Here is a 15,206-nt window from a genome sequence, read left to right on the forward strand (position 1 = left end):
AACCTACAAGCCCAGGGAACTGGCTCTACGCACCTTGGCCGGTTCGCGAGACTGTCAGGCGGGAAGGTAGTCCGGCAATGAGACCTCTTGGAATGCAAGTCGCAGTCAGCTAGTGGCAGCGTTGCCAATATCCGGTGGTGGGACTGGCCGATCGAGAAGATCATGGAGGAAAGGGCTGCGTTCGATTTACCTGCTGAGGAATTCGTAAGGCGATTTGAGAGAACGGGTGAGACATGAAATGCTTGGTAATCAACCTTGATCGATCAACTGACAGGTTGAACCAGGCAACCTCCGAATTCGCGAAGATCGGCATCGCTTTTGAGCGCGTTGCGGCGGTCGATGCGTCCAGCGAGTCCTCGAATTTTCCTGCCGCTCGCCGCCTCACCAAGCCAGAGATTGCATGCTTTCTCAGCCATCGTAAGTGCTGGCAGATGATCGCAGATGGCGCCGAGCAATATACCGCAATCTTTGAGGATGACGTGGTTTTCAGGAGCGAAGCCGGACCGTTCCTGTCCGATGACAGTTGGGTCCCGCGCGATGCCGACATCGTCAAGCTCGAGACGTTCTTCGGTCAGGTCAGATTGGCGCGCCTTGCGTCCATTGGGAACGGCCATTCGATCGGCCGGCTGGTCGGCGAACATCTCGGTACGGCCGGCTATGTCATTTCCAAGGCCGCGGCTGAAAAGCTGCTTCAGCGGACAAAGCGCCTGAAGGAACCGGTCGATCTCGCATTGTTCAGCCCGAATTCGCTGATGTGCGCCCGCAACACGACCTATCAAGTGACACCGGCCCTTTGCGCACAGCACCGTTTTCTTTCGGAACGAAATGCGATGCCGACGATCATCCAAACGGCGCCGCATCGCCCCAAAAGCGCAGCCACGAAAGTTCGCGGGGAATTGTCGCGGCTGTTCGCCCATTGCCGAAACGGAACCTTCTGGCGAACCCAGAGGGTCGATTTGAGTCTGGGCTGGACGCCTGACGCACATCCCGCTGGCCGATCTTCACAAAAGCTAAAGCCCCGAGGTTGACCTAACGTCGCTAGGTCAGCAAAATTCGAGTTGCTTGATTTCTCGGCGGCTTCGAGCAAAAGGGGCATGCGAAGGCCCGCCGATTGCCGGCCGCCTACGAGAACCAGCATGGCACTCAAACTAATTGCCGACGGACTAAGCAAAAATCGATTGGTCATCCAGCTAAAGGCGCTCAGAAACGAGTTCGCCTATAAGGGCTTCGAATATCGAGGGCGTGCGTCTGGGCGCCAGCTTGCAAAACAGTTGCACGATGCTGGCGTGTCGCGCGTGTGCATAACGGTCGCCTTCAACGTGCCCTGGGTGATCGATGCTTTGACGAAGGCGTGGGAGATGCATTCGCCAGGGATGACGCTGGTCGTCGTCGACAATTCTACGAAGGCCCAGGCGAGAGCGGCCATCGCACAGATCTGCAAGATGCGGGGCGTGCCCTACCTTGCCTTGCCGATGCGGGTCGAAAAACACCTGTCGAGATCGCATGGAACGGCGATCACCTGGGCGTTCCACAACATCGTGCGCCATCTGAAGCCGGAGTTCTTCGGCTTCATCGATCACGACTGCTTCCCGGTCGTGCCGTTCGATATCCCGTCCAAGCTGGCCGGCAAAGCCGTGTATGGCCGCAGGGCATACGGTACCGAAAATCACGTCTATAAGGCCAAGCCGGACGATCGGCACTGGAATTTGTGGGCAGGCTACTGCTTCTACCGGTTCTCCGCCGTGGCCGCCTATAAACTGAACTTCGAACCCCGCATAAATCTCGGCCTCGACACCGGCGCAGCCAACTGGGCGATCCTCTATTCGAAACTTGCCGAGGCGGATGTCGCCGTGGCAGCCGTGGAACAGCGGCCAATGAGGATGGCCGGCGCGGTCGGGCACCACGAGTTCATCGACGGCGCCTTCTTTCACCTCGCCGGCGTGTCCTACCCCGAAAGACCGGGCTATCACCATCGAACGGCGGAGCACCGGGAAATGCTCCGGGATTATGTGTGGGACACTTATCTGGGCGGCCCGGCCGGGCAGGCCGTGAGCGATTTCTGAAGGCCGACCGCCCTCCTTCCAGTCCTTCAGAGCGCGCAGCGACGCTCGGATCTGGTTGTTCTAGATACGGTCAGGCGGGCCGGCAAGTCCAGCAATCGCCTCGTCGATCCCAGTCCTTCCTTGACGTCTTAGCGCATCCGGATCGCGAAAGTCGATCCAGCCTTCGTTGAAGCCGTCGAGCATGCGCATGCGCATTTGGGGATGGCGCATGCCCTGGTCGCGGAAGATCGTCTCCCAGCGCTCGCGTGGGACGGTGCGTGCCTCGACCTCCCGGCCGAGCGCCTTGGCAAAGGCGGCGGCGAGCTGGTTCGGCGACACCCTGTGTTGCGCTTCCAGTTCGATCACCCGGTGGCCGCTCCAATCCTCGAGCAAGAGTTCCGCGGCCGTCCTGCCGACATCGGCGGCCGAGATCATCGCGACCGGCCGATCGAGCGGCTGGAGATAGCTGTCGATCACGCCCTGATCGCGCGCCGAGGCGAGGTCCCACTGGGCATTTTCCATGAACCATGCGGCGCGCAGGAACGTCACGGCCACTGGCAGATCTGCGAGCGCCTGTTCCAGCAGGCGCAAGACGTTGAGCAGATTGGGCTCGGCGGCGTCCGCGCCGATCGTCGACAGCACGACCACCTTGGGCGGCAGCGCCCTGTGCAGTGCCTCGCGGACGACGGCGATCTTCGGCAGCACGTCCGGGAAATCGGATTCGGAATCATAGACCGGCGGCAAAAGGATGAACGCGCCCTCGACGCCCGAAAGTGCGGCGGCCAGAGGCCCGGGATCGCCAAGATCGGCGACAGCGACCTCGCAGCCTTTGGCCAGCCACGGCGCGCCCTTGGCTTCGTCGCGGACAACGGCCCGAACCTTGTGGGCTAATGCCAGCAGCGTTTCGGCAAGAACCCCGCCGACGCGGCCGGTAATGGCGGTAACTGCGAACATGATCTTTCCTTCGTTTGTGGTGGTTGAACGGGATCACGGCCGGCGGCCACGACGGGCCGGCGGTCTCCGGTCGGTCTTTTCACACCCTTTGCTTGCTGATCCCAGCGCCGATATGTCATCATAATCAGGACTCCAGGTTGGGAATGGCGGATGCCTTATGATGGAAGATTGCTGTCCGGCGTGACGGTGCTGATGGCGGTGGTCGAGGCCGGTTCGATGGCGCGGGCAGCGGACTCGCTCGGCATGACCGCCTCGGGCGTTGGACGCGCCATCCAGCGTCTGGAAGCCCGCATCGGGGTGCGGCTGCTCGACCGCACGACCCGCACCATGCACCTGACGGACGAAGGGCGGCGCTTCCACGAGCGGGTCGGTCCTCACCTCGACGGCATCGAGGAGGCGGCGGTCGAGGCCACCGGCGCCACCTCGGTGGTTCGCGGCAGGCTGCGCGTCAATGTCGACCCGTTCTTCTCGCAGCTGGTGCTGGCCGGGCACGCGGGCCGGTTCCTGGCGCTCTACCCGGAGCTTCGCCTCGAGCTCATCATGCGAGACGCGGTGGGCGACCTGGTGGCGGACGGATTCGACCTTGCCCTGCGTTTCGGCGATCCGCCGGCCGGATCATTCACCGCGCGCAAACTGTTCGAGACGCGCATACTCACCGTCGCGGCGCCCGCCTATATCGAGCGCCAGGGGCGTCCGCGGCACCCTGCCGACCTGCCCGACCACGACGCCATCGATTTCTGGGACGCCGCGCATGGCCGCGCCTATGAGTGGGAATTTCGCCGCGGCAACGAGGCGTTGCCGGTCAGCGTCCAGACCAGGCTGATGACCTCCGACGCGCCGACCATGCTCAACGCGTGCCTTGCCGGCGCCGGCATCGCGCAGGTGCTGGAATTCGCCACGCGCGAGCAGGTGCGCGACGGGCAACTGGTCGACCTGTTTCCGGATTGGTCCGACGAACTCTTCCCGCTCCACGCGATCTACCCCTCGCGACAATACCGCACCGCCAAGGTGCGGGCATTCGTGGAGTTCGTGATGGAGCTGCTGGTGGGGGTTTAGATCGAGATTCGGCAGGATCTGACAAGACCTTGAATTAATTGGCGATCCCGGCAGGAAACGAACTGTCGGCCCATGCCATTGATTTAACTTCGCTATTTTTGACGCCGCCCTTGCCGATACCAAGGATAGTACCATGAGATCAAAATGGTGGCCTCGCATTCGGAAGCCTTGAAAAGCTTTCAGAGCAAGCCTAACTTGCCGCTTGCCGCCCCTACGCCTCGGCCTCGGCTCGCCCGGTGATACTGACATCACCCGCCGCCCTACGCCCTCGCAATATCGCCCGGCTGAATGATCCAGACAATTTGAACCGGGCCGACCCATGTCGTCGGCTCCCCTCGATCACTCGCATGTAGGCGCGACATCATGAACGACAGCCACGAAGCTAAATCGCATTTCCGGGCGGAGTTCCTCCGCCCCAAGCAGGCCGCCAAAATCCTCGGAATTGGACTGACGAGCCTCTATCAGCTCATGGGCGACGGCACCCTGCGGAGCACGCGCGTCCTCGGCGCGCGGCTGATCCCCCGCGACGACATCGAGGCGTTCGTCGCCAAGCTCAAGAGCGAGGCGGCGTAGGCATGAGCGTCGTCCCCATCCCCACCACCCGCCGCATGCGCGCCTGGCTCGATCGTGAGGCCCTCCGCATCGTAGCCGGCGTGCGGGCGGCAAGCGTCGCGAATGTCGTTGATCCTACTTGGCGCGGCCACATGCTGGCTGGCGTCGATCGCGACGCCGCTGAGGCCGATTGCGCGGAAGTCCACTCCTATCTGATGGCCCGGATTGCCCAAATCCGAGAGCTTCTCAGCGAGCCGGCGATCCCTGTGAACAACGGCCCGTCCAACAGGCAGCGCGCATGACCGGGCCGGCAAACACGGCGGCGCTGTTCGAAAATAACGACGCGAGCTCTGCTCCCAAGCCGCGTGTATCGAGAGCAGAGCGGCGGCTGATGGAAATCCAGCGCGCACTCAAGCGTGCGTTGATCCGCGAGCGCAATGTCCTCGCCGCTGTGGAAATCGCGGCAAACGCAATCTTCGAGATCGGCCGGCTCCGCAAAATCCGGAACTTCGATCCCTTCGAACGCCTGCGAAAGTGGTGCGAGCGGCGGGGTCTCAAAGTCAGCTCTACGGCCCTCACGGCGATCACCGAAAAGTGGCGCGATGCCGGCTATCTGATGAGTGTCGAGGACGTTGGCGCACTGTTGTCCCTTACACCCAAACAGCGGGTTGAAAACCAACTGTGGACGCTTGGGGCGCGAGGTGAAACAGCACAGCAGAGGCGCGAACGAAAGGAACAGCGGCAAGCGGACGCCAGGGCGAAAAAGCGAAAGGCTGATCGCGAACGGGTGTCAGCAGCGCGGCGCGCCGAGGGCGCGCAGCCGAGAGCTCAATTTGAAGCGAGAAGCACGGCGGAATTCTGCCGCAAGCACGGCATCAGCCGGGACAGCTTTGAAAGCGCTCGAAAAAGAGGGCGACTTGAAGCGTTCTTGCAGAAGAGAGGCATAAGCGAAACGCCTCCACGAAATGCACAAACGTCCGTCGCGGTAGAGAGTATATACTCCAGCGCGACGCACCTTGGTGCATCGGCCATTTCGCTGGGCGGGCGGCCCCATGGCCGGCCCACCGCCATGTTCGCCTATCCCGACAGCGTTCGTCGCGCGCACCTTGCAACGATGCTGGACCGAGCTGCTAATGCGCTCGCTGCCGCACCGCGACGAACTCGCCCGCGAGCCACCACATGAGCCCCCGCCGGCCAAAGGATTTTTACCCCTCCCCCTCCCTCTGCGGGCGCGCGGCCCCCGGAACGCGAGGATGTTTCGGCTCACCGTTTTTCCGTTGCGCTTCGCTCAAGGACACGTGAAATGAACGCTCAAGCTTCCTCGTCCGGTCAGACCACAATCAACGTTTCGCAGCTCTCCCGGCTGCTTGATCTGACGCCCAGGCGCGTCCAGCAGCTTGTGCAGCAGGGCGTGATCCCAAAAGCTGGAAGGGACGCGTATCCTCTCGTGGGGGCCGTGCAGGGTTATCTCCGCTGGCTGACCGACGATGATCGCCGCGTCGCCGGCTCAGCGTCGGCGCAGCGCGTCGCCAACGCTCGCGCCGACGAGATCGAGGCGCGGATCACGGAAAAAATGAAAGACCTCGTGCCGATAGAAGATCAACGGATGACTGTCGCCACACTGCTTGAAATAGTGAAGCGCGAGTTGGCCGATCTGCCAGGGCGGCTTCCATTGCATATTCGGTCGGCGATCAGGGCCGATATTTCCGCTTCGATCGCGCGCATTGAAAAGACTGCGGCACAGGCGATCAAGGTGGTCCAGTCAGGACGCGATCCAGAATTCTGAGCTTGCTCGATCTATTTTGTGAGCCGCCACCTTGCGCTACCACTCGATTTTTGGCAGCCTGTGGCTGCCAAGCTGATGCGCTTCGGTGAATGATCCTTCCACAAAACCGCGAACCAGCGTGTGACCACACACGCTCCGAGAGGATCGGCACCGTTGGACGTTCACTATCGCTTGTGCTGCGGTGCGCCGGGTGCGTCCCCTGCGCTCTCCGAAACAGTCGACGGCCAGTCGACGTGGAATGGGCCTGTCGTGGACCTGTCCTCGCCGCAGACGATCGTGCGCGATTTCTCCACCGCGCGGCATGAGGCCGCTCATGCGGTGATCGCTCATTCTCTTGGGCTCTCGGTGAAATCTGTTCATATCGATCCAGTGGGCATTTGCCGGCTGGTCAAGGCTCCCGGCGACCGGGGTCACAGCATTGCCTTTTCTGTGGCAGGTCCATTGAGCGACGCAATGCGCGGCGGATGGCGCATGAGGACCGGGACTTTGGATTTCGAGATCGTTAGCCGCCGCGTTCTCGCCTGCTGGGGAGGTCATTGCGATGACTGCCAGGCGGTCCGAACCGCCCACGTTATCGCCGGCTCGGGCAACCCCACCCATGCTTTTCGCATTCTGCGGCGGATCGAGCGCCAAGTGGTCGACTTCCTCCGCAACCCTGAGGTTGAGGAAGCGGTCGAGAAGCTGGCAGTTGCCTTGATGTCTGCTGGGACCGTTGGCGGCGAAGGAGCCCACGAAATTTTGGGCCGGCATGTTGCGCCTGGCTCGCTCACTCTCACCAATACGAGGTAGGAAAATGCTGGACCGCATTCGGAAATTGATCGCCGCCGACAGCGCCGGGAAGGCTGCGGCTTTGCGCGCGGCGCTGTCCGAATTGGACGTTGATGCCGCAGACGCGGCAGTCGCAGATGCGGAAGCCGCGCGGCGCGCTGCGTTGCTTGAGGGCAGCGATGCGGAAGTTGTCAAAGCCGAGGAGCATATCGCATCGGCTAAGCGCGACCGCGATAGGATGATGGCGGCTCGCGATGAATTGGAGCGTCGCCTCGCCGAGGCCGAGTTGCGGGAGCATGAAGAAGCGTGGGGGCGCGAAAGGCAGGCCGTCGAGGCCGAAGCCGACGAGGCGGCCCGCCAACTCCTCGCTGTATATCCGCAGGCCGCCCGGCGGATAATCTCAGTCCTTCAACGCGTCACCGAAGCCCAGGCCAAAGTTGAAGCTTTCAACCGCAAGCTGATCAATGCCCAGCGGCCTGGGCCATTTGTCCAGGACGTTGAACCCCGCGCGTGGAAGGAAGTACAGGATTGGCGCAATGGCGAACGCTATCGCGCGGCGGTCATCACGTCTCTGCGTTGGAGCGATGGACAGCCTGGCTATGGGCGTGGTGAACACCTCCGCATGTTCAGCTGAACATAGGCCTGGACTAAATGCCGACCGCTTTCCTTCGCACTCCGGAAGGTCAAGGACACCCGAGTTGGGGCTGCGCTTTGAGGCGTACGAGCCGACAATGACATCGAAACAGCATGGGAGCCGAGCAATACCGCTGTGGGGTTCCAAGCGGCGACCGGCGGCGTCGCTTCACCGAGGCATCCTCCCAATCCACAGCGGCAATCGTCCTTGGAGGGTGAAGGATGCCTACCGCCGGACAGATGACAATACCAGCTCGTAGGACGCCTTGGGCGGTGGACGCTAGAGATCGCCGTCCTATCGCCTCGCCGGCTTGAAATCGATCCGAGCGCTCTCAGTCTTAAGATTATTCGCGTGCGCGGGGTAGCCTCCCTTGACGCAGGGACCTCGCATCAACATCTCTGTGGCCGAGGCTGGCATTTCGCCAGCGCTGGTGATGCCGGCAACCCTAGAAGATCGCCATATGATTTTCGAAGATGGGATGCGCGTGACGTCACAGCCATGCATAAAATTCAAAACCGCGCCTCCTTGGGTTTTCGAACTCAAGGAGAGTGTTTATGCCATGGGTTGTTGTTGAGCCGGGTCTGCCCGATCTAGAATTCTGCTCACGCCATGAAGCAGTTCGTCATATGCGACGCCGCAAACCTCGACGCGGGGTCGACAATCGGTCTCATGAGCAGGTCATCGCAGATTGGACTTCCTCGCCTGGACATGACGCGACGTTCGTTTCCTCGGACGAGATCGGCCCGGCATTTAAGCTGCGCGAAGGCAAGTGGGTTGCTGACAACGGGCCTTGTTAGGTGAACCAAGCCCAGGCAGTCTTGCAAGCAGGCTCGAATTTGTCAGGGAAGGCAAAGTATGGCGACATTTAGTTTGCACGAGGTGGAGGACTGGACCGAGAACGCGTCCTGTACGCCCACCGCCCTAGCCGCGTTGACGGGCAGGCCTCTACAAGAGATCGGCGAATTGCTGGCTGAAATCGCAGCCGAGAATGGCCGCGCGATTGGCCCGGAACTTCGAGCGGACTACGCCCCCCAGGATTGGGCGGGGGCCGTCAACAGATTGGGTGGCGACTGGGTAGTAGCGGAGGAATTCCGGGACCGGGAGTTTTCAGATCGCCCTTCGATTAATGAGTGGATGGAAACGCATCTGGGAGTAGAGCCGGAACTTGTAGTCTGTTACGGGGCCAACAACATCGGGCATGTCTTCGCTACTTTCGAAGGTGATGTTGTCGACACTTACACCGAAGGCAAGCGCGTCCATTTTACCGGAGTGCCCATCGACTTCGAGTTTCTGAAAGTCGCATACACATTGTTAGTCGAGCCCCTCGTGGATAGCCAATCGGCTGTCTCAACCGCCTAGGCTCGCTCGATTGAGGTGATGCAGCCAATCCGGGCTGCTCGCCCTCGGAGGCTATTCGTCCCGCCAGATCACGCGCTTCTCCCATCGGATCTGGACCAGTCGCCGATACCGGATCGTATGCGCTTGCTCGCCGGTCGGATGGAATAGCTCGGCGTCCATCCACTCACGGCTGCCGCATTGCTGGCACCGAACCTTCTCCCGCACCTCATCGATCGTCACGTTGCCGATCACTTCGCGCAGTTCGAGCGGCTTGTAGAAGCGTTTGAGGTTGCATTTGCCGCAGCGTATGCCCGCCACCTGCCCTGCATCGTGAGCGTGCGTCAGTGTCCAGGCGGCCCCTCTCGGCCACTTTTCGGTTTGCTCGGGCATAAGCTGAAATGAGGAACTTAGTCCTACTCGGTCAAGGGCCGCTTGACATTTTTGTTCCTATTTCGTTCACTGTTGGCATGGCAGCCACAGGGAGGCCAAAATGAACATTTTAATGAATGCCAGGGGCGCGACCTCTGAAGAAAAACAGCGGGGTATCGACGCAGCTCGGGAAGTGATTAAGCGCTCCGGGTTGACACCCGAGGAAGCGGCTGAGGGCTCTTTCGCCGTCGAAGGCTGGGACGACATGGGCTTCCCGCCAGACCAAGAGCCATCAGAACGCGAGTATGCTGCGGCCGAGGTTTGGTGGGCGGCCAGCAATGCCGCCATCAAGGCGTGTTGCGAGGGGTGGCCGGACGAGAAGCGGCACGAAGTTCATGGCTTGCAACTGCTGCACGATCCCGAAACGCAGCTCGTGGATCGTGTCACTGCGCTGGCGCGTCTACGCGCCATCATCCAGGCTGAGGACGGCAAGAACGAGTTTCACGACGAGAGGATTGGCCTGCTGGCCTATGCCGCAACCGACGACATGGCTGATGGGTCTTTAGCGCGAGAACTGGTGATGGCAGTCACAGTAGCATATACGCCGCTGGCCTGTTCTCAGTTCACGCCGGATGAGCCGATTGAGCCAAAGCGCCAGGCGGTGCTCGACGCGATCGATGCGCTTGAGGCTGGATCAGCACCGCGCCACTAAGAAAGGCCGTTGAATGTCCATCCACGTCCTGCCGGAACAGAGAAAGCCGAAGCTCATCGTCGTGGTCGCCTTCGACCGCGGCGAAGATGGAGAGCTGTTTCCAATGTATGGGCCGGCTGATCAGCAAAGCGAAGAGCGGGCGATCCGGACGGCAAAAGCGTTAGCTGGCAAGCACGCTGGCGTCATAGCCTGGAGCCGGGATGCTGATCCGGCCCTCGGAGACTACGGCCCCCCAAGCACGCTGTTTGTGAGCGGCGACGTGCCCGACATGGAATAAGCAGGCAGCAAATGTGCGGGCGCTACACCAGATACCTTCCGTGGTCCGAAATCCATCGGCTTTATAGGCTGACTGCGCCGGCCGATGTGGGTCGCAACGACGCGCCACGCTACAACATCGCGCCGACTGACGAGGTGCCGTTCATCACGGCGGCCGACGACGGCAATCACAAGGTCCGAACCGGCCGTTGGTGGTTGGTGCCGTTTTGGGCGAAGGAGATGCCCAAGGCACCGATGTTCAACGCGCGGATCGAGACAGTTGATACGACCCCTGCTTTTCGCGACGCCTTCAAATCGAAGCGCTGCCTGATCCCGGCCGATGGCTTCTACGAATGGACAATTAGCCCGGCCGATCGCGGCAAGGACCCGTGGCACATCTTCATGCCCGGTCACGCGCCTTTCTCCTTCGCGGGCCTGTGGGCCTACAACAAGGCATTGGACGTCACGAGCTGCACCATCATCACTGAGCCTGCCGGCGAACCAATGCGGCAGCTTCACGATCGGCAGCCGCTGATACTCGATCCGGCTTACTATGACGCCTGGCTGAATGCCGAGACGCCGGCAGGCGATCTCAAAGAGGTGCTCTCGCATGACATAGACGGTCAGCTCCAGTTCAACCGCGTCGGCCGAGAGGTGAATTCAGCCGCGATCAACAAGCAGCCCAATGATCACTCTGGGCTCGTGGGACCGATAAATCCGCTGTGAGCGAGACCCCAGCGAGATTGCCGGAATGTGGTAGAGCAGTGTCTGGGGCGCAGTTAGCACCCTCAAATTCAACTCGTTCGGCTCCGAGCGCCTAGATGGCTGTGACCAATAAACAGACCCAATTGTACGCCAATCTCATGCATGAGCTTAAGGTGCGGATCGATGCAATCAACCTCGCCCTTGCGGGTCATACACGTCTCGCAACCCCACTGGTCCGAGAGTTTTGTTGGCTGCAACTACGGATGCTGTGTGAGCTCGTGGCGTTGAGTTGCCTCGTCGCTCATGGCGACATCACCTTCCTGCAACCTCACAAGCTTGGGAAGAACACTTCTGCTCAAGAAATCCTCGACCGGCTGTCGCGCTTGCGGGAGCACTTCTACCCAATAGCTTGTCGGCAAAAGAAAGGGCCGCCTGATCCTTCTGGCGTAGCCACGTTCGAAATGGAGGCAATCGATCCATCACCGCTCCCAAAGGACAAGCTGCTCGAGCTGTACGGGAGAACTCACCGGCATGTCCATCGCGGTAGTGTCACTTCGCTTCTGTCGAGAGATGTGAATGTGCCCTGGGATACGAAGGTTGATGCCCCAGAGATCGTACGATGGGCGCAATGCATCAATGACCTTCTCTCGGTCCACACGATACCTATAAGCGAAACGCTGGTCATAATCTGCGTGCTCAGGAACGCTGACGATAAACAGCGGGTCCAGGTTGCGACCGCCGAGGCGGGAAAACCTCCTCACCTCTAAGTTAGTCCTTCCCCTTCGACCAGAAGTCCTTCAGCGACGCGTGGCGCAGCTTTTCCTCGCCCTTGAGGAACTTGACCCGACCCACAAGACCCGGCCTGAGCCACTCGGCCTTCTCTTTGGAGAGCCCTTTCGGCGGTGGTGCGCCGGTCTTGCCCTGAACGCGGTCCCAGAGCGCCTGGCGCTTATCGGCTTTGAAGGTGACAAATGCTCCGCCCATGTAGTGTCCTTTGTCAGCCATCAGCACCATGGCAGGCTTTCCGGCCTCTCGCTGCACGCCGATGATATCCATCTCCTTCTCGACGTAGCACTTTATCTTGCGCCAGTTCATCGTCGGGCCACTGCGATAGGCGCTATCCAGCCTCTTCGACACGATGCCTTCGAGGTTCGCCTCGCAAGCGAGTTGGTAGACGGCATCGCCCGTGCCTGGGAGTGCCTCACTGAACTGGATGCGGCCACCGGCCGGGATCAACGCTTGCAAGACCTCACGCCGGTCCTTAAGCGCCATGTCGCGCAGGTCGTGACCATTGAGGTGCAAGAGATCGAAAGCGACCAGGTAGAGGTCCTGCGGCCGACGCGCTATGGCCGAGCGCAGCGCGTGGAAGTCGGAAAGGCCGGCATCATTCGCGACGATCATCTCGCCCTCGATGATGAAGCTCTCGGCCTCCAGCTTTGCCGCTTCTGCTGCGGTCGGCCGATACTTGCTCGTCCAATCGATGCCGTTCTTCGTATAGAGCCGGATGCCAGCCTCGTCCTTGATAAGCTGGGTTCGGTACCCGTCGAATTTCACCTCATGCGACCAGCCATCGCCCTTTGGCGGCTGATCGACCAATTCGGGCTCCATCGGCTTGATGAAAGTCAGACGCAACGCACAACCCCAACACACGCGATCTCAAGGCGCGGGTCGCTACCTTGTTCCGGAACATTTTAGCGAAATTGAATGTTTATTTGGTTATGGAAAACGACGCTGCCTGCCGCGCCGCATTGCGCATGATCCGCGCGACGATCGAGCAGGTTTGCCCGCCCGGCGTGCTGATGAGCGAGGAGCAGGTGAACGGGCATTATGGCCCTACGCTGCTCGATGAGGCGGAGGCACTGTCGGTGGCGATTGTTGCCACGGTTGAACGGTTGTCGTTCGATAACACGCCCAAGCCGCCGGCGCCGAGCATTAAGTCCTGAAATGACAAGGCCGCCGGCAAGGGGCCTGGGCTGAACTGGGCACCGGCCTGCAATATCGAGTGACACAGGATCGTGCAGGCCGGGCCTAGTACCCCGACGGAAGTCTTTGGGGGGACCGTGAAGCGCGGGGCCTGGTGACATTGCCCAGATCGATACCTTGCCGCCAATTACCCACGTTAACGCCAGCAACAAAAAAGCCCGCTGGCCGGAGCCGGCGGGCTGGGTCTGAAATCGCGCCGATTACGCCGGCTGAACCGGTCCCGAGATTACGACAACCTGAGCCGTGACCGTGCCGAGGCGCTCTCTCTTGCGAAGCACGGGCTTTTCGTAGGTCTTCTTCATAGGCTTACCCCCTTTAGAATGGACACAAAGCCGCACCTTTTCGCTCGGCCTGTCACAGCCGTCATTCAAAAATGACATAGGCCGATGATGGCGTGCGTCGCGCTTCGTCCTCAGACATTGAGGGGGACGCAGTAATATCCGCATATATCTGCTTTGCCGATGCCCGCGCGGCTTTCAACCTCCATCCGTTTACCCAAAATAACCTCGCCACTTGCGTAAATAACGATCTTAATAGATGCTTAACCCTAAGCCGTGGGAGGGCTGGGGGTATGAGATTAAAGGCGTTGATGGCACTTTGTGCCACTGCCGCGCTATGCGGCTGTCAGACAAGCAATCAGGCCGATTACGTACAGATTGGATATGGGCCGAGTTTCGACGTCGCCCATGCTCAATGCGAGATGCAAAAGGGCTCTGTAGACCAAGGCTATCTTGCTATCGGGTCGCCAGGCTTTGTTGCCGGAGCAGGCATAGGAAACGCCCTGGGCAACTTGGCTCGCGAAGATCAATACATGAAGAACTGCCTCATCCTAAACGGATGGAAACGAGCGCCGCGTGGTCAGGGAGCGGCCGCCGTTGCTGCGGAAGCCGCTGGCAAATCGCCAACGCCCTACGGCATCGCGCGGGCGCCTGGCAGTTGGATCAACACGGCCCTGCTGGACTGGTCCGACGCAAACAAGAAGTGCGTTGCGGGCGACAAAGCAGCCTGCACCACCCGGTCGAAATTGGGAGCTCAATTGAGGGCTGCAGGTGTCAACCCGGGGCCGGTATAGGCTACAGCCATGAGGCGCGTCTGGATTTGCTTTGGCTTGACGTTGGCCCTCAGCGGCTGTGCCGCTGACTACCTCAACAACTATGACACGACGACGTTGGCGTCAGGCGACGCCAATCACACCAACCAGCTTCTGCAAACGGTCGATCCTTTCAATCCGAATAGCAACAATACGCACATAGAAGGGGATGGGGCTCGAAGCGTTGCTGTGATCCAGAGGTATAAAACGCCCTCGCCGGGCGGCGGCTATGCTGGCAATTGTCCGACCGACAATAGCGTGGCTGCGGATGGGTCGCACTGCGGAGGCAGATCGGCCGAGAGCCGTCCGGGCGGCGCAATGTGATTTGGATCGATAAATCCCGGTACGATAATCGCTCTGACCAGTGGCGGCGGCGCCCGGGCGCGAAACGCTCACGCGCGAGGCGATGGGCAAGCGTCCCGTTTCGTCTCGTGCTGGTGACCGTGGCGGCGGCTTCCGCCTTGGTCACGCAATTCGTCATGCACAACAGCGGCTCGATGCCGGAAATCAATTTGCAGAACATCATCAAGCCGAGGCCCGTATCGCTCGTCGGCGTTGCATCAGTCATTGACGGCGACACCATCGAAATTCACGGACAACGCATTCGCTTCAACGGGATCGACGCGCCGGAAAGCCGTCAGTATTGCGACGATGCCAAAGGGTTCGAGTACCCGTGCGGCCGACAGTCGGCAAATGCACTGGACGGCTTCCTGGCGGCTTCCAAGCCGACCCACTGCGCATTCGTGACTTGGGACCGCTACGGCCGCTTCGTGGGAGACTGCACGCGAGCTGACGGTACCAGCGTGGCCGCTTGGATGGTCGAGCATGGACAAGCGCTCGACTGGCCGAAATACAGCGACGGCGCTTATTCTGCCCAACAGGCGAAGGCCAAGGCGGCAAAGGTCGGTTGTAAGCGGTGTTTCCTGACCACCTTTCGGGAGTGGTCGCGATCTGTGAGGTTG

General features: G+C 60.7%; 19 protein-coding genes. 16 read left to right on the top strand and 3 right to left on the bottom strand.

Features of this window, described 5'->3' with window-relative positions:
* Positions 1 to 233 precede the first annotated feature (233 nt).
* Together E5X34_RS29690 and E5X34_RS29695 are read left to right on the top strand one after the other, a co-directional pair.
* The gene (locus tag E5X34_RS29690) at positions 234 to 1,028 is read left to right on the top strand and encodes a glycosyltransferase family 25 protein (RefSeq protein ID WP_292572383.1); all 795 of its coding nucleotides are present in this window, start codon (positions 234 to 236) and stop codon (positions 1,026 to 1,028) included.
* Positions 1,029 to 1,094: 66 nt separating this feature from the next.
* Positions 1,095 to 2,063 carry a hypothetical protein gene (locus tag E5X34_RS29695; protein WP_292572387.1) on the top strand — a complete coding sequence of 323 codons (969 nt, stop codon included), beginning with the start codon at positions 1,095 to 1,097 and terminating at the stop codon, positions 2,061 to 2,063.
* Positions 2,064 to 2,123: 60 nt separating this feature from the next.
* Here the strand turns inward: E5X34_RS29695 and E5X34_RS29700 are convergent, their stop codons facing one another.
* Positions 2,124 to 2,996: an NmrA family NAD(P)-binding protein gene (locus tag E5X34_RS29700; RefSeq protein WP_292572390.1), complete on the bottom strand. Its 873-nt coding sequence runs from the start codon at positions 2,994 to 2,996 to the stop codon at positions 2,124 to 2,126.
* A 150-nt stretch (positions 2,997 to 3,146) separates the two neighbouring features.
* Between E5X34_RS29700 and E5X34_RS29705 the strand changes: the two genes are divergently transcribed.
* The 8 genes from E5X34_RS29705 (at position 3,147) to E5X34_RS29740 (ending at position 9,151) form a co-directional block, all read left to right on the top strand.
* Positions 3,147 to 4,052 carry a LysR family transcriptional regulator gene (locus E5X34_RS29705; RefSeq protein ID WP_292572393.1) on the top strand — a complete coding sequence of 302 codons (906 nt, stop codon included), beginning with the start codon at positions 3,147 to 3,149 and terminating at the stop codon, positions 4,050 to 4,052.
* A 363-nt stretch (positions 4,053 to 4,415) separates the two neighbouring features.
* Entirely contained in the window at positions 4,416 to 4,625 is a 210-nt protein-coding gene (locus E5X34_RS29710) for a helix-turn-helix domain-containing protein (RefSeq protein WP_292572396.1), read from the top strand.
* 2 nt (positions 4,626 to 4,627) lie between these two features.
* The gene (locus tag E5X34_RS29715; RefSeq protein WP_292572399.1) at positions 4,628 to 4,906 is read left to right on the top strand and encodes a hypothetical protein; all 279 of its coding nucleotides are present in this window, start codon (positions 4,628 to 4,630) and stop codon (positions 4,904 to 4,906) included.
* The gene (locus E5X34_RS29720; protein WP_292572402.1) at positions 4,903 to 5,787 is read left to right on the top strand and encodes a hypothetical protein; all 885 of its coding nucleotides are present in this window, start codon (positions 4,903 to 4,905) and stop codon (positions 5,785 to 5,787) included. Before E5X34_RS29715 ends, E5X34_RS29720 begins: the two co-directional genes overlap by 4 nt.
* A 120-nt stretch (positions 5,788 to 5,907) precedes the next feature.
* A complete protein-coding gene (locus tag E5X34_RS29725; RefSeq protein ID WP_292572405.1) occupies positions 5,908 to 6,390 on the top strand; it encodes a hypothetical protein in 483 nt (160 codons plus the stop codon).
* Positions 6,391 to 6,543: 153 nt separating this feature from the next.
* Positions 6,544 to 7,179: a hypothetical protein gene (locus E5X34_RS29730; RefSeq protein ID WP_292572409.1), complete on the top strand. Its 636-nt coding sequence runs from the start codon at positions 6,544 to 6,546 to the stop codon at positions 7,177 to 7,179.
* Between the two features lie 4 nt (positions 7,180 to 7,183).
* A complete protein-coding gene (locus E5X34_RS29735) occupies positions 7,184 to 7,792 on the top strand; it encodes a hypothetical protein (protein WP_292572412.1) in 609 nt (202 codons plus the stop codon).
* A gap of 855 nt (positions 7,793 to 8,647) precedes the next feature.
* Positions 8,648 to 9,151, top strand: a complete 504-nt coding sequence (locus tag E5X34_RS29740; RefSeq protein ID WP_292572415.1) for a hypothetical protein — start codon at positions 8,648 to 8,650, stop codon at positions 9,149 to 9,151.
* Between the two features lie 51 nt (positions 9,152 to 9,202).
* On the opposite strand, the gene E5X34_RS29745 is transcribed toward E5X34_RS29740, so the two are convergent.
* Positions 9,203 to 9,448 carry a hypothetical protein gene (locus tag E5X34_RS29745; protein ID WP_292572418.1) on the bottom strand — a complete coding sequence of 82 codons (246 nt, stop codon included), beginning with the start codon at positions 9,446 to 9,448 and terminating at the stop codon, positions 9,203 to 9,205.
* 172 nt (positions 9,449 to 9,620) lie between these two features.
* Between E5X34_RS29745 and E5X34_RS29750 the strand changes: the two genes are divergently transcribed.
* From E5X34_RS29750 to E5X34_RS29765, 4 genes are all read left to right on the top strand, one after another.
* The gene (locus E5X34_RS29750) at positions 9,621 to 10,211 is read left to right on the top strand and encodes a hypothetical protein (protein WP_292572420.1); all 591 of its coding nucleotides are present in this window, start codon (positions 9,621 to 9,623) and stop codon (positions 10,209 to 10,211) included.
* A gap of 13 nt (positions 10,212 to 10,224) precedes the next feature.
* Positions 10,225 to 10,488, top strand: coding sequence for a hypothetical protein (locus E5X34_RS29755; protein WP_292572423.1), 264 nt, complete (start codon positions 10,225 to 10,227; stop codon positions 10,486 to 10,488).
* An 11-nt stretch (positions 10,489 to 10,499) separates the two neighbouring features.
* Positions 10,500 to 11,192: an SOS response-associated peptidase gene (locus E5X34_RS29760; RefSeq protein WP_292572426.1), complete on the top strand. Its 693-nt coding sequence runs from the start codon at positions 10,500 to 10,502 to the stop codon at positions 11,190 to 11,192.
* A gap of 95 nt (positions 11,193 to 11,287) precedes the next feature.
* The gene (locus E5X34_RS29765) at positions 11,288 to 11,938 is read left to right on the top strand and encodes a hypothetical protein (RefSeq protein WP_292572428.1); all 651 of its coding nucleotides are present in this window, start codon (positions 11,288 to 11,290) and stop codon (positions 11,936 to 11,938) included.
* A gap of 1 nt (position 11,939) precedes the next feature.
* On the opposite strand, the gene E5X34_RS29770 is transcribed toward E5X34_RS29765, so the two are convergent.
* A complete protein-coding gene (locus E5X34_RS29770; protein WP_292572431.1) occupies positions 11,940 to 12,803 on the bottom strand; it encodes an RNA ligase family protein in 864 nt (287 codons plus the stop codon).
* A gap of 44 nt (positions 12,804 to 12,847) precedes the next feature.
* Between E5X34_RS29770 and E5X34_RS29775 the strand changes: the two genes are divergently transcribed.
* Both E5X34_RS29775 and E5X34_RS29780 read left to right on the top strand, forming a co-directional pair.
* Positions 12,848 to 13,114, top strand: a complete 267-nt coding sequence (locus E5X34_RS29775) for a hypothetical protein (RefSeq protein WP_292572435.1) — start codon at positions 12,848 to 12,850, stop codon at positions 13,112 to 13,114.
* Between the two features lie 1,561 nt (positions 13,115 to 14,675).
* Positions 14,676 to 15,206, top strand: a 531-nt coding sequence (locus E5X34_RS29780; RefSeq protein WP_292572438.1) for a thermonuclease family protein, incomplete at its 3' end; no start/stop codon positions are given.

This window comes from Mesorhizobium sp. (assembly GCF_004963255.1).
Lineage (GTDB): Bacteria > Pseudomonadota > Alphaproteobacteria > Rhizobiales > Rhizobiaceae > Mesorhizobium.